The organism is Micromonospora sp. DH14 (genome assembly GCF_029809455.1).
GTDB lineage: Bacteria > Actinomycetota > Actinomycetes > Mycobacteriales > Micromonosporaceae > Micromonospora > Micromonospora parva.
On the sequence record NZ_JARVKT010000013.1, the window covers coordinates 167340 to 186331 of the forward strand.

18 protein-coding genes are annotated in these 18992 nt (G+C 72.2%); 8 read left to right on the forward strand and 10 right to left on the reverse strand.

Going from position 1 to position 18992, the window contains the following annotated elements; all coding sequences use genetic code 11:
- The first annotated feature begins 97 nt into the window (after nt 1-97).
- Nucleotides 98-1609, forward strand: a complete 1512-nt coding sequence (locus QCZ28_RS19035) for a phosphoesterase (protein WP_279517917.1) — start codon at nt 98-100, stop codon at nt 1607-1609.
- 92 nt (nt 1610-1701) lie between these two features.
- Here the strand turns inward: QCZ28_RS19035 and QCZ28_RS19040 are convergent, their stop codons facing one another.
- Nucleotides 1702-2295 (reverse strand): MarR family winged helix-turn-helix transcriptional regulator, encoded by a 594-nt coding sequence (locus QCZ28_RS19040; RefSeq protein ID WP_279517918.1) that lies wholly within the window; start codon nt 2293-2295, stop codon nt 1702-1704.
- A gap of 114 nt (nt 2296-2409) precedes the next feature.
- On the opposite strand from QCZ28_RS19040, the gene QCZ28_RS19045 reads away from it, so the two are divergent.
- From QCZ28_RS19045 to QCZ28_RS19055, 3 genes are all read left to right on the forward strand, one after another.
- The gene (locus tag QCZ28_RS19045; protein ID WP_279517919.1) at nt 2410-4002 is read left to right on the forward strand and encodes an LLM class flavin-dependent oxidoreductase; all 1593 of its coding nucleotides are present in this window, start codon (nt 2410-2412) and stop codon (nt 4000-4002) included.
- A 66-nt stretch (nt 4003-4068) separates the two neighbouring features.
- On the forward strand, nt 4069-4665 hold the full coding sequence (locus tag QCZ28_RS19050) for a helix-turn-helix domain-containing protein (protein ID WP_279517920.1): 597 nt from the start codon (nt 4069-4071) through the stop codon (nt 4663-4665).
- Nucleotides 4662-5918: an MFS transporter gene (locus QCZ28_RS19055; protein WP_279517921.1), complete on the forward strand. Its 1257-nt coding sequence runs from the start codon at nt 4662-4664 to the stop codon at nt 5916-5918. Before QCZ28_RS19050 ends, QCZ28_RS19055 begins: the two co-directional genes overlap by 4 nt.
- A gap of 101 nt (nt 5919-6019) precedes the next feature.
- On the opposite strand, the gene QCZ28_RS19060 is transcribed toward QCZ28_RS19055, so the two are convergent.
- The 3 genes from QCZ28_RS19060 to QCZ28_RS19070 all read right to left on the reverse strand — a co-directional run bounded on the left by QCZ28_RS19060 (nt 6020) and on the right by QCZ28_RS19070 (nt 8435).
- Nucleotides 6020-6715: an alpha/beta hydrolase gene (locus tag QCZ28_RS19060; RefSeq protein ID WP_279517922.1), complete on the reverse strand. Its 696-nt coding sequence runs from the start codon at nt 6713-6715 to the stop codon at nt 6020-6022.
- A gap of 134 nt (nt 6716-6849) precedes the next feature.
- On the reverse strand, nt 6850-7887 hold the full coding sequence (locus tag QCZ28_RS19065; protein WP_279517923.1) for an L-dopachrome tautomerase-related protein: 1038 nt from the start codon (nt 7885-7887) through the stop codon (nt 6850-6852).
- Between the two features lie 125 nt (nt 7888-8012).
- Nucleotides 8013-8435 carry an MmcQ/YjbR family DNA-binding protein gene (locus tag QCZ28_RS19070; RefSeq protein WP_279517924.1) on the reverse strand — a complete coding sequence of 141 codons (423 nt, stop codon included), beginning with the start codon at nt 8433-8435 and terminating at the stop codon, nt 8013-8015.
- A gap of 149 nt (nt 8436-8584) precedes the next feature.
- Here QCZ28_RS19070 and QCZ28_RS19075 point away from each other — a divergent pair, with 149 nt between their 5' ends.
- A complete protein-coding gene (locus QCZ28_RS19075; RefSeq protein ID WP_279517925.1) occupies nt 8585-10387 on the forward strand; it encodes an acyl-CoA dehydrogenase in 1803 nt (600 codons plus the stop codon).
- A gap of 4 nt (nt 10388-10391) precedes the next feature.
- Here QCZ28_RS19075 and QCZ28_RS19080 read toward each other — a convergent pair whose 3' ends face one another.
- Nucleotides 10392-10568, reverse strand: a complete 177-nt coding sequence (locus tag QCZ28_RS19080) for a hypothetical protein (protein WP_279517926.1) — start codon at nt 10566-10568, stop codon at nt 10392-10394.
- A 153-nt stretch (nt 10569-10721) separates the two neighbouring features.
- A complete protein-coding gene (locus QCZ28_RS19085) occupies nt 10722-11441 on the reverse strand; it encodes a spermidine synthase (RefSeq protein WP_030336355.1) in 720 nt (239 codons plus the stop codon).
- A gap of 129 nt (nt 11442-11570) precedes the next feature.
- Here QCZ28_RS19085 and eccB point away from each other — a divergent pair, with 129 nt between their 5' ends.
- Nucleotides 11571-12956 (forward strand): type VII secretion protein EccB, encoded by a 1386-nt coding sequence (eccB, locus tag QCZ28_RS19090; RefSeq protein WP_279517927.1) that lies wholly within the window; start codon nt 11571-11573, stop codon nt 12954-12956.
- Between the two features lie 121 nt (nt 12957-13077).
- Here the strand turns inward: eccB and QCZ28_RS19095 are convergent, their stop codons facing one another.
- Genes QCZ28_RS19095 through QCZ28_RS19110 form a run of 4 tightly spaced genes read right to left on the reverse strand, consistent with a single transcriptional unit; the run spans nt 13078 to nt 16951 of the window.
- Nucleotides 13078-13683 (reverse strand): class I SAM-dependent methyltransferase, encoded by a 606-nt coding sequence (locus tag QCZ28_RS19095; protein WP_210866343.1) that lies wholly within the window; start codon nt 13681-13683, stop codon nt 13078-13080.
- 54 nt (nt 13684-13737) lie between these two features.
- The gene (locus QCZ28_RS19100) at nt 13738-14604 is read right to left on the reverse strand and encodes a carbohydrate ABC transporter permease (protein ID WP_279517928.1); all 867 of its coding nucleotides are present in this window, start codon (nt 14602-14604) and stop codon (nt 13738-13740) included.
- Nucleotides 14604-15560: a sugar ABC transporter permease gene (locus QCZ28_RS19105; RefSeq protein ID WP_279517929.1), complete on the reverse strand. Its 957-nt coding sequence runs from the start codon at nt 15558-15560 to the stop codon at nt 14604-14606. The genes QCZ28_RS19100 and QCZ28_RS19105 overlap by 1 nt, the downstream gene beginning before the upstream one ends.
- A complete protein-coding gene (locus tag QCZ28_RS19110; protein ID WP_279517930.1) occupies nt 15557-16951 on the reverse strand; it encodes an extracellular solute-binding protein in 1395 nt (464 codons plus the stop codon). Before QCZ28_RS19110 ends, QCZ28_RS19105 begins: the two co-directional genes overlap by 4 nt.
- A 116-nt stretch (nt 16952-17067) precedes the next feature.
- On the opposite strand from QCZ28_RS19110, the gene QCZ28_RS19115 reads away from it, so the two are divergent.
- On the forward strand, nt 17068-18105 hold the full coding sequence (locus QCZ28_RS19115; RefSeq protein ID WP_279517931.1) for a zinc-binding dehydrogenase: 1038 nt from the start codon (nt 17068-17070) through the stop codon (nt 18103-18105).
- Nucleotides 18106-18927 carry a sugar phosphate isomerase/epimerase gene (locus QCZ28_RS19120; RefSeq protein WP_279517932.1) on the forward strand — a complete coding sequence of 274 codons (822 nt, stop codon included), beginning with the start codon at nt 18106-18108 and terminating at the stop codon, nt 18925-18927.
- Nucleotides 18928-18992: the final 65 nt, after the last annotated feature.

Below are 18992 nucleotides of genomic sequence, written 5' to 3' on the forward strand. Positions count from 1 at the left end.
TCATCGTGAGCACCCGCTGCGTACGGCGGGTGTTCACCGGCCTCTTCAAGGCTCCTTGATCGAAAGATCATTCGCTTGATCGAGGAGAGGTACCCACGTGTCAGACAGGCATTCCGAAGAGACCGAGCACCCGCAGCTGTCCCGGCGCAAGCTGGTCAAGTATGCGGGCGTCGGCGCGACGCTGGCCGCGGCCAGCCCACTGGTCGGCGCCGGAGCGGCGTGGGCCGACGAGGACCGCCGGCCGGCCGACCACGACAAGCCCGACCGGGGTGACTCCAAGAACCGGGTGTGGCGGGCGGGTGACCACCACGTCCACTCCGAGTACAGCGGCGAGTTCGACACCACGAAGTCCCCGGTCGTCTTCCACAAGGGCGCGGACGCGGTCTACCCGATCGTCACCAACGCCATCATGGCGAAGAACTTCGGCCTGACCTGGGCGATGTGCACCGACCACGGTGGACCCACCCACTCGAAGGTGAACATCGAGCAGGCGTACCCCGACCTGCTGCGTTCCCGCAAGCTGGTCCCCGAGGTGCTCCAGTTCTGGGGCATGGAGTTCGACGCGCCCTCGCTGGACCACCACACGCTGATGATCCCGCGCCACGACGACGAGGCGAAGCAGCTCTTCGAGTTGGAGAGCCGGTTCGCCAAGTACGACGCGTTCCCCACCGACCCGACCCGGGACACCGAGGCGAAGATGGTGGAGTTCCTCAAGGTCGCCCGGGGCATGCCGCACAAGCCGCTGGTGATCGCCCACCACGCGTCCCGTTCGGCGCCCGGCCTCGGCGTGTACGGCCAGGACACCCCGCGCGAGTTCCGCAACGGCAACAATGCCGCGCCGGACGTCTACATCGGCTTCGAGGGCGCACCCGGGCACCAGGCCGGCCCGCTCAACGGCGGCGCGCGCGGCGGGTACGGCAACCACCCCACCTACGGCGGCTTCGACCAGATGACCGCCCGGGTCGGTGGGCTGTGGGACTCACTGCTCGGCGAGGGTCGGCGCTGGTGGATCACCGCCACCTCGGACTCGCACGTGCACTGGACCCGTGGCGGGTCCGACTTCTGGCCGGGGGAGTACAGCAAGACCTACGTGCACGCCCGCCAGGACTACGGCGACATCATGGACGGCCTGCGCAACGGCCGGATCTGGGTCACCACCGGTGACCTGATCCGCAGCCTCGACGTCACCGCCACGTCCCAGGGCAAAACCGCCGAGGTGGGCGAGACGATCACGGTGAGCCGTCGGAGCCGTACCGACGTCGACATCGAGATCACCTTCCGCCCGCTGGGTGGGGTGAACGCGAACGGCGACCGGCCCGAGGTCCGCCGGGTCGACCTGATCGTCGGCCAGATCACCGGCCCGAGCGCCAGCCTGGACGCCGACACCAACCCCACCACCAAGGTGGTGGCCCGGTTCGGCCCGCGCGACTGGCGTCGGCAGGGCGACAGCTACGTCATCCGGCACACCCTGCGCAACGTCGAGGCGGACACCTACGCGCGGGTGCGTGGCACCAGCACGGACGAGGCCGAGCCGCTGGCCGACGGCCTGGAGAGCCCGTGGGACGACCTGTGGTTCTACTCGAACCCGGTGTTCGTGCACGTGCGCTGACCGGGCGCGGTAGCGATACCGCGGGGTCGCCCGGCACCGCTCGACGAACGACGTCGGGTGGTGCCGGCCGCCCGCGGTCAGATATCCACTGGTCAACCGGTGCTTCGGCGGGTTCGGGGGGAGGCGGTTCGTCCGCTTCGCGCCGCCGCGGCACCGGTCCGGCGGGCGGTGGGCGACGCCGGCTCGGCGTGCACCTCGGTCACCACCTCACAGAGGTCACGCAGCGGGTCCGCCGCCTGGGCCGAACAGGCGACCTTCTGCAACAGGGACCGCAGCGTCGCCGACTCGGGAGGCGTGAGGGCACCCAGCAGATGCGACTCGACCTGCCGCAGTGCCGCTCGCCGCTGCTCCCACGCGGCACGACCGGCGTCGGTGACCTCGATCAGCCGGTTGCGTCGGTCGGCCGGGTCCGCGCGACGGGCCACGAAGCCGGGCCCCTCCAGGTCATCGATCAGGTACGTGAGGACGGTGCGGTCGATGCCGATCTCCTCGGCGATCGCGCCCTGGTTCCGGGCCGGTCCGTTGATCGCCGCGGTGAGCAGCTGGTAGCCACGAGGGCCGCCCGGGAAGTCGGTGAGCGCGTGCTCGGCCGCGCGGATGTAGCCGCGGAAGACGATCCCGAGCATCCAGCCCAGGTCGTCGTCGAGCGGATCGGGCCGGCCCGGCCGGTGAGTGGCACCCGTCATCCCCCGAGAATAGCGCAGTGAGCCAGACCTTGATGGCAGCAGATGTTCTGTGTGGCATAAGGTTAAGGTCACGACGCATCAGCCGACGCGTCGGGCGAATCGGGAGGCTCGCAGATGAGCGACTACGGCCACGACCTGGTCTTCGGATCCTTCGTCACGCCCAGCGCAGGCGATCCGGACCGTACGGTCGGCGTCGCCGTCCTGGCCGAGCAGGTCGGGCTGGACCTGGTCACCTTCCAGGATCACCCGTACCAACCGGCGTTCCTCGACACCTGGACGCTGCTGAGCTTCGTCGCGGCCCGTACCCACCGGGTGCACCTCGCGGCGAACGTGACGAACCTGCCACTGCGCCCGCCCGCGGTGCTCGCCCGCAGCGTGGCCAGCCTCGACCTGCTCAGCGGTGGCCGGGTCAGCCTCGGCCTCGGGGCGGGCGCGTTCTGGGACGCCATCGAGGCGATGGGCGGCCGGCGGTTGACCCCCGGCGAGGGCGTGCGGGCGCTGACGGAGGCCATCGAGGTCATCCGTCAGCTCTGGGACGTCGAGACGCGCGGCGGAGTGCGGGTCGACGGCGAGTTCTACCGGGTGGTGGGCGCCAAGCGCGGTCCCGCCCCGGCCCACCACACGCCGATCTGGCTGGGCGCGTACAAGCCCCGGATGCTCCAGCTCACCGGCCGTCGGGCCGACGGCTGGCTGCCCACGCTGGGCTACCTCCAGCCCGGCGACCTGGCCAAGGGCAACGCGATCATCGATGACGCCGCGCGGGAGGCCGGCCGGTCACCGCAGGACGTGCGCCGGCTGCTCAACATCGCCGGACAGTTCTCGGCCGTCGGGCGCGGCCCGCTGGACGGGCCCGCCGAGCAGTGGGCCGAGGAGCTGGCCGAGCTGGCGGTGGAGGACGGCGTCGGCACCTTCATCCTGGCCAGCGACGACCCCGACGACCTGCGCCGCTTCGCCGGCGAGGTCGCCCCCGCCGTCCGTGAGCTGGTCGCCGCCGAACGGGAGAGGGGCGCGGCGCCAGGGCGTACGCCAGCACAGCCGGACCCCGAGCCCGAGCCGGCGGCGGTCGTCGCGGCGCCGGTGCGGGGGAGCCGCGCCACCGCGACTGGCGGCGCGTTCGCCGTGGTGCCGACCCCCGACGACGGTGTACGGCGAAGCGAGCGGCGGGTGTGGGACGAGTCGACCCGGCCGAGCGGGCCCGCGCCCGACCCGGAGCGCACGTACACCCCGCAGGAGCAGGCCACCGGTGCGCACCTCGTGCAGATCCACGACGGTCTGCGCGCCGAGCTGGCCCAGATTCACGACCTGATCGACCAGGTGGCGGCCGGCGAGATCGATGCCGGCGCGGCCCGCTCCCACATCAACACCATGACCATGCGGCAGAACAGGTGGACGCTCGGCGTCTACTGCGAGTCGTACTGCCGCATCGTCACCACCCACCACACCATCGAGGACCAGTCGTTCTTCCCCCGGCTGCGGGCGCGCGACCCTCGACTCGGCCCGGTGGTCGACCGGTTGGAGCAGGAGCACCACGTCATCCACGACGTGCTCGAGGGCGTCGACCGGGCGCTGGTCGCGTACGTCGGGTCTCCGGACGGCCTCGCCGAGCTGCGGGCCGCTGTGGACCTGCTGACCGACGCTCTCCTGTCGCACCTCAGCTACGAGGAGCGGGAGCTGGTCGAGCCGTTGGCGCGGTTGGGCATCGCCTGATCGGCGGGGCGCCGTCGCGGCGGGTCGAGGGTTCCCCGATCTGATCTGAGAGGCTACTCTCGAAACATGTCTCTCAAGAACCCGTACGGGGATTTCGAGATCACCGAGCCGCAGGCCCTCCGGGCGCTGGCCCATCCGGTCCGGCTGGCCATCCTCGACCGCCTCCAGCGGCACGGCCCGGCCACCGCCACCGGGCTCTCGCCGCACGTCGGGGCCACCCCGTCGGTGGTCAGCTGGCACCTGCGACACCTCGCCACGTTCGGCCTGGTCGTCGACGCGGAGGGCACCGCCAGCAAGCGTGAGCGCTGGTGGCAGGCCGCGGCCCGGGGCTTCCGCTTCGAGCTGCCCGACGACGCCGAGGGGCAGGCCGCCGGCCGTCAACTCCGCGGCGAGATGTTCGCCAGGACCGCCGAGGCGCCGCAACAGTGGCTGCTGCACGACGAGCCCCGGCTGGACGCGCAGTGGCGCGGCGTGGCCGGAGTGGCCGACACCCGGTTCGTGGCCACCCCCGAGGAGCTGCAACGGCTGGAGGCCGCCATCGAAGAGTTGCTCGCCCCGTACGTGCGGCGCAAGGACGACGACACGTCGCCGGCCGACGCGCGAACCGTGCGGATGCTGCGCTACCTGCTGCCCGAACCCGGCGACGACCCGGCCGCGTCATGACCGCCACCGCCACCGCCACCGCGCCGCCCCTGCACCGCGACCGGCGGTTCCGCACCTTCTGGATCAGCGAGACGATCTCCCAGTTCGGTGACCGGATCAGCGAACTGGCCCTACCGCTGATCGCCGTCACCCTGCTCACCGCGACACCCGTGCAGGTCAGCGTCCTCACCGCGTTGATCTGGCTGCCCAACCTGCTGGGCCTGATCCTGGGTGCCTGGGTGGACCAGCGCACCCACAAACGCCGACTCCTCATCATCGCGGACCTGATCCGCGCCGCGGTGCTGCTCAGCCTGCCGGTGGCCTACCTGTTCGACGCGATCACCCTCACCCAGCTCTACCTGGTGGCACTGCTCACCGGCGTTGGGGCGGTGCTCTTCGCCATGGCGCGTCAGGCATTCTTCGTCGCCCTGGTGCCGCGCTCGGCGTACGTCGACGCGACCAGCAAGCTCAGCATGAGCCGGTCGCTGTCCTTCATCGCCGGCCCGGCCGTCGGCGGTGGACTGGTCCAGGCGCTCAGCGCCCCGGTCGCGATCGTCGTCGACGCGGTGTCCTTCCTCGGCTCCGCGGTGCTGCTCAGCCGCATCCCGGTGACCGAGCCGCCGCCCCCGCCCCGTCGGACGTCGACGTTCGGCCTGGTCCGCGAAGGGCTGGTGCTGGTGCTGCGGCACCCGGTGCTGCGGGCCGCCCTCGGCTGCACCAGCACCGTCAACTTCTTCACCTTCATCGCCAGCGCGTTGCTGGTGCTCTACGCCAGCCGTGACCTCGGCCTGTCGGCCGGCGCGATCGGCATCGCCTTCGGGTTCGGCGCGCTCGGCGGGTTCGCGGGCGCGGCGCTCGCCCCACGGATCTCGCGCGCGATCGGCCTGGGCCGCACCGCCATGATCGGCGCGATGCTCTTTCCCGCACCGCTGGCACTGACCGCTCTGGTGTCCGGATCCACCTGGGCGAAGGTGGCCATGCTGGCGGCCATCGAGCTGGTCTCCAGCGTCGGGGTGATGCTGATGGACGTGAACCTCAACGCCCTCCTCACCGCCGTGACACCCGACGACGCGCGAGGACGCCGGGCCGGCGCCTACAGCGCCGTCAACTACGGCATCCGACCGCTCGGCGCGCTGGTCGGCGGCGCGTTGGGCACCACCATCGGGCTGCGGCCCACCCTGGTCATCGCCGGCCTGGGCGGCGTGCTCGCCGTGCTGTGGTTGCTCGCGTCACCGGTGCGCCAGATCAGAACCCTCGACGAACCGGCGGCCTGACCACAGGGGCGGGGCCCGGTCGCGCCGCCGCTCGGCCACCGGGCCCGCGCCCCCGAACGGGCGGCACCTGTCCGAGGCCCGCGCCACCCGTCACCACCGGGTCAGGCGACCTCCGCCAGCAGCACCCGGGCCAGCTCGGCGGGCTGGGAGAACATCGGCCAGTGGCCGGTGTTCATCGTGACGAGTCGCCAGTGGTCGCTGGTCAGCAGCGCGGCCACCGTGTCGTTGGGCTCAGGCCCGTCGAGCAGGCACTTCACGTACGTCGCCGGCAGCTCACCCAGTGGTCGGCTCAACAGGGCCGGCTCGGTCAGCGTGCCGCCCGGGTGTGGAGTGGACCCCTCCACCAGGCGAGCGATCTGCCCGTCGGTGAGCCCCTGACCGTCGAGATCGGCAGCGCCGAGCGGAGCCCAGTGCCCGCCGTTGTCGACGAGCTGTGCCTCGAAGGCGGCCTGGCCCTGCCACCAACCGGAGGCGAACGACCCGCCGTCGACAGGCACCTCGGAGTCGACGAAGACCACCCGGGTCAGCCGGTCACCGATCCGCTCGGCGGCCTGACCCACCGGGATGCCCGAGTAACTGTGCCCGACCAACACCACGTCGCGCAGGTCGTGGCGCTCGATCTCGTCGACGATGTCCCGCACGTGGGTCTGCTGCCCGGCGGGCACCTCCCGCCGCTCGGCGAGACCGGAGAGGGTCAGCGGGTGGGTGCCGTGGCCGGCCGCCCGCAGTGGCGGGACCACCTCGTCCCACGCCCACGAGCCCAACCACGCCCCCGCCACCAACACGAAATCAGCCATGGCGCGGAGCCTAACGGCGACCTGCGACAGGTCGGCGGGTCACGACCGGGTGCCGTCCTCGGGCGGCGGACACCTGCGGCGGACCCGTCGGCGGCGGCACCCACCGCAGCTGGGCAGCGGGGGCCGTTGGACAGTCAGACGTGGTCGCGCGGGGGCGGCCCGGCCTCGACGGGCATCCGGTAGATGTGCACCGGGTAGTCGACGGCCGACCGCCCGCCGTTGAGCCCGGCGGTCAGGTGCAGCTGGGCCGCCGGCATCCAGAGCCGGGCCTCGGCGTCGATCCACATCGCGTCCACCCACGCCAGCCGGGGATCGGCGACCAGCGTCCGGACGCTGCGGTCGGGTGCGAGGGCGAGGACGTGTCGTCGTTCCACGTCGCTGAGGTAGATGATGCCGGTGGCGTCGATGGCAGTGCCACCGGTGCTGGGTGTGTCGCACCACCGCTCGACCCGCCGGGCCAGCTCCTCGGCGGACACCGACGGGTCGTCCAACCAGCGGGTGGCGATCCGGGACATCCCGCCGGAGGCCGGCTGGTAGTAGAGCCAGCGACCGTCCGGCGACACCTCCAGCTGGTCGACGTGCAGGCGTACCTCGGCACCGTCCGGGTCACGCAGCCTGCGACCGTCGGCGACCAACGGCCCGCCCACCGTGCTCGGATGCCCGTCCAACACCCGCCGGGACCGACCCGAGTCGAGGTCCAGCACGATGATGCCGGCGGCCCCGGCGTCGCTGAGGTACGCCATCGGGCCGTTGAACCGGACGTCGTCGACGTAACTGTCCGGGTGGACCGCCTCGTCGAGGTGGTAGACCCGATCCACCTGGTCGCCGTCGAGGTTCACCGCGATCAGCCGGGCGCCGCCGGGCACCTGCGCGCCGGCGACCTGTGGCGTGCCCGAGTCGACGATCCACAACCGGCCGTCCGGGCCGGTGCGCAAGCCGTTGACGTGCACGAACGCCCCGTCCGGCGGCTGGTCGGCGCGGTTCCACGCGGCGTCGGGGTACGGCTCGCGCCGGCCGTCCGGCAGCGCCTCGACCACCTGCACGCCGGGCCGGTCCGCCGACGGGTAGCTGAGGAACACCCGACCGCGCAGTGTTGTCACACCGGTGCACACCCGGTCCTCGTGCAGCACCGACGTCAACCGGGGATCCTCCTCGGTGGGCAGCGACGACATCGACCCGCTCCTCACCCGCCCATCGGCGTCCTCGGCTCACGCCGGTGCCGACGGCTCCGGCCATCGGGCCCGGTATCCCCCGAGCGCGCCGCCCGAAACCGCCGGTCGGCGGGCAGCGCGGGCGCTCAGCGGGACGGCGGCACCGTGGGCCCGACCCGCGCGGCGAGCCGCTTCGGGGCCAGGACGCAGAAGCTCTCGGTGAGCAACTCACCCACCTCCTCCCAGTCGGTGTCCCCGTCCACGATCATGCCCAGCACGTTCGCAGCCCAGTCCGGTTTGTAGAACGGGTGGCCCACGCCGAGGAGCCCGGCGATCTCGTCGAGTGGCGACCGGAAGGTCAGCAGGCAGGCGGGCCGGTCGAGGGCGGCGGCCCGGGCGTGGACCGGCTGACGGTCGGGGTCGACGGTGAGCACGTGGGCGAAGGTCCGCTTGCGGATGCGCCAGCGGATGCCCACCCAGGCGGGCTCTTCGTAGGTCTCCGGCAGCCCGAGGCAGATCGGCCGCAGCCGGTCGAGGACCTCGGGTGGGACGTCTCCGGGTGCGGTCACGGGCAACGACGCTAACCGGTGGGTGTGACAAGTCCCGCCCGTCGAACCCGGGCCGGGCCGGTGGTGCGGGGCCGTGCCGATCGGCCAGGATGGGCGGGGCGACAGTGGGCCGTCGCCCCGCCCGCCCCCCGTGCCCGCTGAGGAGTGCCGTGCCGTCCACCCTGCTCTCCCGCCGTGACCTCGACTTCCTGCTGCACGAGTGGCTGCGGGTGGCCGACCTCGTCGAGCGCCCCCGCTACGCCGAGCACTCCCGGGAGACCTTCGACGACGCCCTGGACCTCGCCGAGCGGGTGGCCACCGAGCAGTTCGCCCCGCACAACCGGGCCGCCGACCTCGCCGAGCCCACCTTCGACGGGCAGCGGGTGCGGCTGATCCCGCAGGTCCGGGCGGCGTTGGACAGCTTCGCCGAGACGGGCCTGCTCACCGCCGGGCTGGACGCCACCGTCGGTGGCCTGCAACTGCCGCACGCGGTCGCCGCGGCCTGCTTCACCTGGTTCCAGGCCGCCAACGTGGCCACCTCCGCGTACCCGTTCCTCACCCTGGGCAACGCCAACCTGCTGCTGGCGCACGGCAGCCCCGAGCAGGTGGACACGTACGTGCGGCCCATGTTGGACGGTCGGTTCTTCGGCACCATGTGTCTGTCCGAGCCGCACGCCGGCAGCTCACTGGCCGACATCACCACGCGCGCCGAGCCGCAGGAGGACGGCACGTACCGGCTCTTCGGCACCAAGATGTGGATCTCCGGTGGCGATCACGAGTTGGCGGAGAACATCGTCCACCTGGTGCTGGCCCGCATTCCGGGCGCGCCGCCCGGGGTCAAGGGCATCTCGCTGTTCATCGTGCCCAAGGTGCTGGTCGGGCCGGACGGGTCGCTCGGCGACCGTAACGACGTGGTGTTGGCGGGGCTCAACCACAAGATGGGGTTCCGGGGCACCACCAACACCCTGCTCAGCTTCGGCGACGGCGCGCACACCCCGGCCGGTCGCCCCGGAGCGGTCGGGCACCTGGTGGGCGCGCCCCATCAGGGTCTCGCGCAGATGTTCCACATGATGAACGAGGCCCGGATCGGGGTCGGGGCCGGCGCGACCGCGTTGGGTTACACCGGCTACCTCAAGAGCCTGGCGTACGCGAAGGAGAGGCCGCAGGGCCGGCCGGTCGGCGCGAAGGACCCGGCCACCGCGCAGGTGCCGATCATCGACCACCCCGACGTACGGCGGATGCTGCTGGCCCAGAAGAGCTACGTGGAGGGGGCGCTGGCACTGGTGCTCTACTGCGCGCGGCTGCTCGACGAGCAGAAGACCGCCCCGGCCGAGGCCGACCGCGAGCGCGCACACCTGCTGCTTGACGTGCTCACCCCGATCACCAAGAGTTGGCCGTCGCAGTGGTGCCTCACCGCCAACGACCTGGCGATCCAGGTGCTCGGCGGCGCTGGCTACACCCGTGACCACGACGTCGAGCAGCACTACCGGGACAACCGGCTCAACCCGATCCACGAGGGCACCCACGGCATCCAGGCGCTGGACCTGTTGGGGCGCAAGATGACCATGCAGGGCGGCGCTGGTCTCGTCCTGCTGACCGCGACGATCGGCGACACGGTCGAGCGGGCCCGGCAGGCCGGTGGCGGGGCCGCCGAGCTGGCGGGCCGGCTGGCGGCGGCGGTGGACCGGGTCACCGCTGTCACCAGTCGACTGTGGGCCGACGGTGACCCGGTGCTGGCGCTGGCCAACGCCAGCGCCTACCTGGAGGCCGTCGGGCACGTGGTGATCGCGTGGATGTGGTTGGAGCAGGTGCTGGCGCTGCCGCCGGAGGGGGCCGGCGACGCGTTCCACGCCGGCAAGCGGCAGGCCGCCCGCTACTTCTTCACCGTCGAGCTGCCCCGCACCGGGCCGCAGTTCGACCTGTTGGAGAGCCGGGACCGGACCACGCTCGACATGCGGCCGGACTGGTTCTGACCGGTCAACGCCGTCGGGACTGGTGGTTCATGGCCTGCCGCCCCTTGACGACGCCCCAGACGATCACGATCACCAGCGCGATCAGACCGATGATGATCAGCCAGCGGACCGCTTCGAGGAGCAACCCGAGCAGGATCAGCACGCCGGCGACCACGCCGACGACCCAGAGCAGTGCACGCATGTCGACCTCCCGTAACCGGCCGCGTCTGGTGCGGCCGACCCGGGTACACGTTCCCCGTCCGGCCGACACCATGCCGATTGATCGACTCGGGTTCCCCACGGTGGTGTTCGGCGCGTGGCGACACCCCGACGTCCTGAGGTGCGATCCGGGCGCTCAGCCGTCGGCGCGCGCCACGTAGACGGTGTTGGCCGACTCGCCACCGGTCAGCGGGTTGGCGAACGGCACGACGTGCGCCCGCACGTCCACGAACACCTCGGTGAGCGACGCGGTGAACTCGGCGTCCGGCGGGTCGTCCGACCAGAGCGCGAAGACACCCCCGGGCCGCAGCAGGGCGGCCAGGCGGCGCAACCCGGCCGGCGGGTAGAACGCCGCGTGGCTCGGGTGCAGGACGTTGCGGGGGGAGTGGTCGACGTCGAGCAGCACGGCGTCGAAGCGTCGACCGGGCACCTCGCTGTCGAAACCGGTGTCACCGGCCACCGCCGCGAAGAAGTCGGCCTGCACGAAACGGGTCCGGGGGTCCTCGGCGAGCCCCGCCGCGAACGGCAGCAGCCCGCGCCGGTGCCAGTCGATCACGTCCTCGATCGCCTCCACCACGAGCAGTGAGCGCACCCGGGGGTCGCCCAGCGCCGCGCAGGCGGTGTAGCCCAACCCGAGACCGCCCACCACCACGTCGAGCGAGTCACCGGTCACCTCGGCGAGGCCGAGCCGGGCCAGCTCGATCTCCGCGACCGGGAAGAGGCTGGACATCAGATACTCGTCGTCGAGCTTGACCTCGTACACCTCGACCTGGAGTGCCGGGTCCCGGCGCCGGCGCAGGCTGATCGCGCCGATCGGAGTCTCCCGCCAGGCCAGCTCTTCGAAACGCGCGCCCACGGGTGCCCTCTCGCCGCCGGATTCGTCCCCGGATGGTACCGGTTGCCCCGCCGCCGACGGCCACGCAGGGTCCACGGAACATCGACGCAGCGCATATCCTGTGCCCGGTCGATCCACCGGAGGGGACTCATGCCGTCGCGGCAGGACCAGCTGCACTCCTACCAGTTCAGCGTCCAGCGGGCGGTCGCCGCCCTGGTCATGCGGGAGACCGATCCCGCGCAGTCGCCGTTTCGGCGGCTGGCCGGTGCCGGCCTGGCCAGCGTCCTGGTGGCGGTGATCGGGCTCGGTGGTTTCGCCCTCTACGGGCTGTTCGCCGGCGGCGGCAAGGGGTGGCGCGACCCAGGCGCGGTGATCGTGGAGAAGGAGTCCGGCGCCCGGTTCGTCTACCGCGAGCAGAAGCTGCACCCGGTGCTCAACTACGCCTCGGCGCTGCTCATCGTCGGCGCGGACCGGTCGAAGACCGTGCTGGTGTCCCGGCGCACGATCGACGGGGTGCCGCGCGGGCTGCCGTTGGGCATCGCCGACGCCCCCGACTCGTTGCCCGCCCCCGGCCGGTTGGCCGCCACGGCGTGGACGGTCTGCTCGACGATCCCGGCCGGCGCGGGCGCCCAGGGGCCCCGCTCCGCGTTGCTGATCGGCACCGAACCCGACGGTGGCCGGCCACTGGGCGACGACGCGCTGCTGCTGCGCCACCCCGACGGCGGGCTGCACCTGGTCTGGCACCAGCGGCGTTACCTCGTCCGCGATCCCAGCCGGGTGCTGGCGGCGCTCGCCACCACCCGGGCGCAGGCGGTTGCGGTGGCGCCGGCACTGCTCAACTCGCTGCCTGCCGGCGTCGACCTCGCCCCGCTCGACCTGCCCGCGCTGGGCCAGCCGGCCTCCCGGGTGCCGGGGGCCGCGATCGGCACCGTCTACCTGGTGAGCAACTCCGGTGGCGGTCGGCAGTACGCGGTGGCGCTCGACGCCGGCCTGGCCGGCATCACCGAGTTGCAGGCGGGGCTGTTGCTGGCCCGCACCGGGCAGGTCGCGCCGGTGCCGATGACGTTGGGCCGGTTCGCCGCGTTGCCCACGGTGCCCGATCTCGCCCCGACCGGTCCGAACGCCCCGCCGCCGGCCCCGCCCCGGCTCGCGAGCGCCGACGGCGGTGCGCTCTGCACCCGCCTCGGCGACGACGGCGGGGTGGGTGAGGTGCGCTGGGGCGTACCGCTGCGGGACCTGACGGCCGTGCCGCGCACCGCGCCGACCGGCGGCGCGGTGCTGGCCGACCATGTGGTGGTGGAGCCGGGCCGCGGCGCGGTGGTCGAGGCGGCGGCGGCGCCCGGCGCGACCGGCGGCGCGGTCTCCGTGGTCACCGACCTGGGCCGACGGTACGTGCTGGCCGACCGGGAGGTGCTGCCGATGCTCGGCTACCGCGACGTGCGACCGGTGCGCCTGCCGGCCGGGCTGGTCAGCCTGGTGCCCGCCGGCGCCACCCTCGACCCAACGGCCGCCCGAGCGGCCCCCACCCCCAACTGACCCCCACCGCACCCTCCCACCCCCGCCACAACTGCGGTGATCAAGAGGTTTGCGTCAGAATGTGGCGCGAAGCTGACGCAAACCTCTTGATCACCGGGAAGCGGGGAGGCGGCGCTGGCGCTCAGTCTGCTGGGCGGCGCAGGACGGTGACCGCGAACGCGGCGTCGTCGCGCCACGGGCGCAGATCCCAGGTGGCGAAGCGGTGCTCCACGCGCAGCCCGGCGGCCACCGCGTCGGCGTCGAACGCGGTCAACGGGTAGCCGCGCTCGGTGCCGAAGCCCACCGCCAACACGCCGTCGGGTCGCAGGTGCGCGGCCACCCGGCGCAGCACCTGCGGTTCGGTGCCGACAGCGACGAAGGCGAGCACGTTGCCGGCCAGCACGGCCGCGTCGAACGGCTCCGCCTCACCCAGCGCCGGCAGGTCCAGCTCGGCGAGGTCGGCGACCAGCCACGTCGGGCCGGGATAGTCGGCGCGGGCGGCATCGACCAGGGCCGGGTCGGCGTCCACCCCGACCACCGTGTGCCCCCGCTCGGCCAGCGCGGCGCCGACGCGGCCGGTGCCGCTGCCGGCGTCGAGAATCCGTGAGCCGGGCGCGACGAGGGCGTCCACCAGGCGGGCCTCGCCGGCCAGGTCCTCGCCCTCGGCCGCGAGCTTGCGGAACCGGTCGATGTACCACTGTGAGTGCTCGGGACCGGTGTCGGTCGCCCAGCGGGTCGGGTTGGCCATGAGGCCACCGTATCCGGGCCGGTGGGGGGCGGGCGGACGACCCGGACGAGACGATCATCCCTTCTCCGCGCCGCTGGTCAGCCCTTCGGTGAGCAGTCGTTCGCTGGCGAAGAAGAGGATCACGATGGGCACTGTGAGCACCACCGACCCGGCCATCAGCACCGTCTTGGGCACCTCCACCCCGTCGGCGAGCAGGGACAGCCCCAGCGACACCGTCCACCGGTTGGGCTTGTCGACCAGGAACAGCAGCGCGAAGAGGAACTCGTTCCAGGCGATCATGAAGTCGTAGAGCGCCACCGCCATGATCGACGGCATGGCCAGCGGCAGGCTGACGCGCCGGATGATGCCGAGCCGACCGGCACCGTCGATGGCTGCGGACTCCTCCAGACTGACCGGGATGGTCTCGAAGTAGTTCTTCAGCATGTAGACCGACACCGGCAACGTCTGCGAGATGTAGACCAGCACCAGACCGAACAGCGAGCCGCGCAGCCCGGCCCGGGTGAAGACCACGAACAGCGGGATCGCGATGACGATCGACGGGAACAGGTAGACCGCCAGGAACAGGAAGTCCACCTGCCGCCGGCCGAAGAACCGCAGCCGGGCCACCGCGTACGCGCCGGGGATCGCCACCAGCAGGGTGAGCACTGTCGCCGCGACGGCGACCAGCCCGCTGTTTCGGATGAAGGTGAGGAAACCCTGGCCGCCGTCGTCGGTGGCCTTCAACACCTCGGCGTACGTGGCCACTGTCAGCTCACCGAAGCCGACCACCAGCGCGCCGGGGTCGAGCAGCAGCCGCTCGATGGGGCGTACCGAGAGCAGCAGCATGTAGTAGAAGGGGAAGACGGTGATCAGCAGGAACACGGCGATCACCAGGCGGCGCAGCCACCGCAGGCTCACCGTCTCGACCACGTCCCGGTCCATCAGCTCACCCTCCGTCCGAAGAAGCGCAGATAGATCAGCACGAACACGATGAGCACCACGGCCAGGACGACAGCCTGCGCGGCAGCGGCCCCGATGTCGGTACGGGCGGTGAGGAACTCGTACACCCGCACGCTGACCACCTCGGTGCCGGCCGCACCGCCGGTGAGCAGGTAGACGTCGTCGAACTTGTTGAACGTCATGATGAAGCGCAGCACGCCCAGCAGGGCGATCACCGGCATCAGTTGCGGCAGCAGGATGTGCCGGAACCGCTGGGTGGGGGTGGCCCCGTCGACCCGGGCGGCCTCCTCCAACTCGCCGGGCACCGCCTGGAGCCGGGCCAGCAGGAACAGGAACGCGAACGGGAAGTACCGCCACGCCTCGAAGATGATCACCGTGGCCAGCGCTGTCGACTCCTGGGTGAGGAACGGCACCGGGGCGTCCCAACCGAGCAGGCGTTGCCCCCACGCGTTGACGACGCCCAGCTGTGGGTCGAGCATCACCTGCCAGACGAACGTCGCCGCGACCACCGGCGCCACGTACGGCAGCAGCATGGACGCCCGGACCAGGGTGCGGCCCCGGAACGGCCGGCGGACGACCAGGGCCGCGACGAGACCGAGCGCTATCGACCCGACAGTGCCGCCGATGCTGTAGACCACTGTCACCCACAGCGTGTCGGCGAAGCCGGGGGTGTGCAGCACCCGGTCGATGTTGTCCATGGTGAAGTCGCCGAACAGGCCGGTCTTGCGCAGCGTGGCGAGCCGGACCCGCTGGAAGGCCAGCACCACCGTCCACACGATCGGGATGCCGATCACCGCGATGGTGACGAGCAGTGTCGGTGCGACCAGCGCGAGGCCGGCCCGGGATTCGCGGCGGCGCAGGGTGAGGGGTCGGCGCCGGGGTGGCGCCGGCCGCTCCCGGGTGGGGGAGCGGCCGGGGCCGGGCGCGGTGGTGGTCAATTGACGCCCGCCTTGATGGCGTCGACGTCCTTCTTGGCGCGGTTGGCGGTGGCCGCCGCGTCGGCCTTGCCCGCGATGAGGTCGCTCAGCACCTTGGGCACCGGCAGCTCGCCGAGCATCGCGCCGACCAGCTTGCCCTGCCCCTGACTGAGTCCCCACCGTCCGAAGGTGTCCGGGCTGCGGCGCAACGTGGCCAGCACCTCGTCGCCGTACACGTCGGCGAGGGGCTTCTTCGCGTCCACGCCCGCCTGGCTGGTGTTCCAGGCGGTCAGGTACGCCTCCGGCTCGGCCGGGGTGCCCTTGCGGACCGGGAAGCGGCCCTCGGGGGACATGCCGAACCAGCGCGGGTAGCCGTCGCTGAGCATGTACTCCACGAAGGCCTTCGCCGGATCGGTCACCGCGCCGTCCAGCACCGCCCAGGAGCTGATCTCGCCGTACTGGGCGGGCTCGGTGCCGCTCGGCCCCTTGATCGCGGTGACGAACCCGCTGTTCTTCGCCAGGAACCCCGGGTCGGCCTGGCACTGGGGGCAGGTCGGCTTGGCGTCGTTACGCAGCCCGGCCAGCTCGTCGAGAATGAACGGCGACCAGATCACCATGGCCGCCTTGCCGGCGAAGTAGGTGGCCCGGGTGGTGTCCACGTCCTGCGCGCCCTTCACCGAGCTGGTGCGGATCAGGTCGCTGTAGAAGCGGAACGCCTCGACGCACTGGGGTGAGTCCAGGGTGACCGCGCCGGAGTCGTCGGTGAGCTGGCAGCCGTTGGCCAGCGCCAGGTGCTCGAAGGTCTGCTGAGTGAACACGTCGCTGGGTGCGGTGGCGGCGGTGATCCCGGCGACGCCGCCGGTGTTCAGCCGCGTCGCGGCGGCGGTGATCCGCTCGTACGTGTCGGGGGCGGGCAGGCCGGCCGCGGCGAACAGGTCCTTGCGGTAGACCAGCAGCTGCCCCCACCCGTCGCTGGGCACGGAGAGCTGTCTGCCGTCGTCGGAGGTCAACTCCAGCGCCCGGGGGGAGAACGTCTGCCTGCCTAGCTTGTCGACGACCTCCGCGTTCGCCGATGCGTGCAGCAGCTCGTTGCCGGCGAGCGTACGGATGCCGGCGAGGGAGACCGACCCGACCACGTCGGGCAGGTCGCCGGCGGCGGCGTTTGCGGCGATCAACGAGGGGAACTGGTCCTCGTTGACGGTCACCAGGTCGACCTGGATGCCGGTCGTGGCGGTGAAGTCCGCGATGATCGCCTTGGTGGCGGTCACCCGGTCGGCCACGTCCTCCAGGCTCCAGACGGTGATCTTCTTGCTGCTGCTGTCCGATTGGTCATCGCCGCAGGCCAGCAGGGTGGACGCGGTCAGTGCCAGGATCACTGTGGTGGCGAGTATCCGCCTCGGAGGTGCTGACATCGGTGGCACTCCTCTCGAAGGGTACAAGACGGATTCAACACCTTCGATTGATCAATAGCAAGACATATGGCTATTTCTCGGGTAGCCTGGAACCCAGTGCTACCGGGATGTGACACATGGGCAACTGGGTGGTCTCTCTCGCCGGGCCTCGACGCATCAGCCTCGAGCCCTGCCCGCCGGATCCGCTCGGCCCCGGCCAGGTCCGGGTCCGCACCTGCTTCTCGGGCATCTCCGCCGGCACCGAGCTGACGCTCTACCGGGGCAGCAATCCCCGGCTCAGCAAAGACTGGGACGACGCCGCCCGGATGTTCGTCCCCCGACAGACCCCGGTGCCCTACCCGCTGATCGGTTTCGGCTACGAAGAGGTCGGCGAGGTCATCGAGGTCGCCCCGGAGGTCACCGACCGGCATCCGGGGCAGCTCGTCTGGGGCATCTGGGGGCACCGGGCCGAGGCCGTGCTCGCCGCCGACGCGGTCCGTGCGCTCCCCATCGGGCTGGATCCGCTCGCCGCGGTCTTCGCCCGCCCCGGCGCCATCGCGCTGACCGCCGTGCTCGCCGGCGACCTGCACCTCGGCGACTGGGTCGGCGTCTTCGGGCAGGGCGTCATCGGGCTGCTCGCCACCCGGCTCGCCGTGCTCTCCGGGGCCCGGGTGGTGGCCGTCGACCCGGTGCCCACCCGGCTGGCGCACGCCGCCCGGTACGGCGCCCGATCCACAGTGGACGTCACGAACACGTCCGCCGCCGCCGTGCTGCGCCAGGCCACCGACGGCCGGGGGGCCGACGTCTGCCTCGAGTTGTCCGGCGCGTACCCGGCGCTGCACGAGGCGATCCGCTCCACCACCCACGCCGGCCGGGTCGTGGCCGCCGGCTTCTACCAGGGCCAGGCCGACGCGCTCGGCCTCGGCGAGGAGTTCCACCACAACCGCATCCAGTTGGTCGCCGCCCAGGTCTCCGGGCCCACCCCCGCGCCGAGCATGGCCGGCCGGTGGAGCGCAGACCGGGTCGCGCAGACCTTCATGGACCTGGTGGCCGACCGCAGCGTCGACCCGCTGCCACTGGTCAGCCACGTCGTCGACGCCAGCGCGGTCGCCGACGCCCTCGCGCTGCTCGACCGCGGCGCCGGTGACGTCCTCCAAGTCGTGCTGAGGTTCTAGATGACCACCATCGCGCTGGCCTGTCAGGAACAACTCCTGCCGGGCGCCAACCTGATCCAGAAGTTCGCCCTCGCGGCCGCCCTCGGCTACCAGGGCATCGAGCTACGCGGGCGCGGCGACCTCGCGTTCGCCCGCCGGCTGCCCGAGCTGCGCCGGGCCCGCGCCGCCGGGGTGGTGATGCCCACCGTCTGCGTCGAGATGGACCACTTCATCGGCGACTTCGACAGCGCCCGGTCCGCCGACGCCATCCGCAACCTGCGCTCCCAGCTCTCGGTGATCGCCGAGCTGGGCGGCGTCGGGGTGATGACCCCGGCCGCCTGGGGGATGTTCTCCCGGCGGCTGCCACCGTTCGAGCCGCCCCGCCCGCCGGACGGCGACCGGCAGGTGCTCCTCGACGCCCTCGGCGAGCTGGGCGAGCACGCCCGGGCCGAGGGGGTCACCCTCTTCCTGGAACCCCTCAACCGGTACGAGGACCACATGGTCAACCGGCTCGACGAGGCCGTGGCGCTCTGCGCCACCCTCGGGCTGCCGTCGGTCCGGGTGGTCGCCGACACCTTCCACATGAACATCGAGGAGGACGACGTGCACCGCGCGCTGCGCGCCGCCGCGCCGTACCTCGGGCACGTCCAGGTCAGCGACTCCAACCGGTACCAGCCCGGCGCCGGGCACCTGGACTGGACGGCGCTGGTGCGTACCCTCCTGGAGCTGGACTACCGGGGGTGGCTGTCCCTGGAGTGCCGGCTGCGCGGCGACCCGGTCCGCGCCCTGCAACAGGCCGCCACCGTGCTGCGCCACGCGCTGCCCCGGCGGGCCGCCGCGTGACCGCCGCCGCCGGCCCGCCCAGCGTGGGTACGCCCACCGACGCCGAACCGTCAAGCGTCGGCACG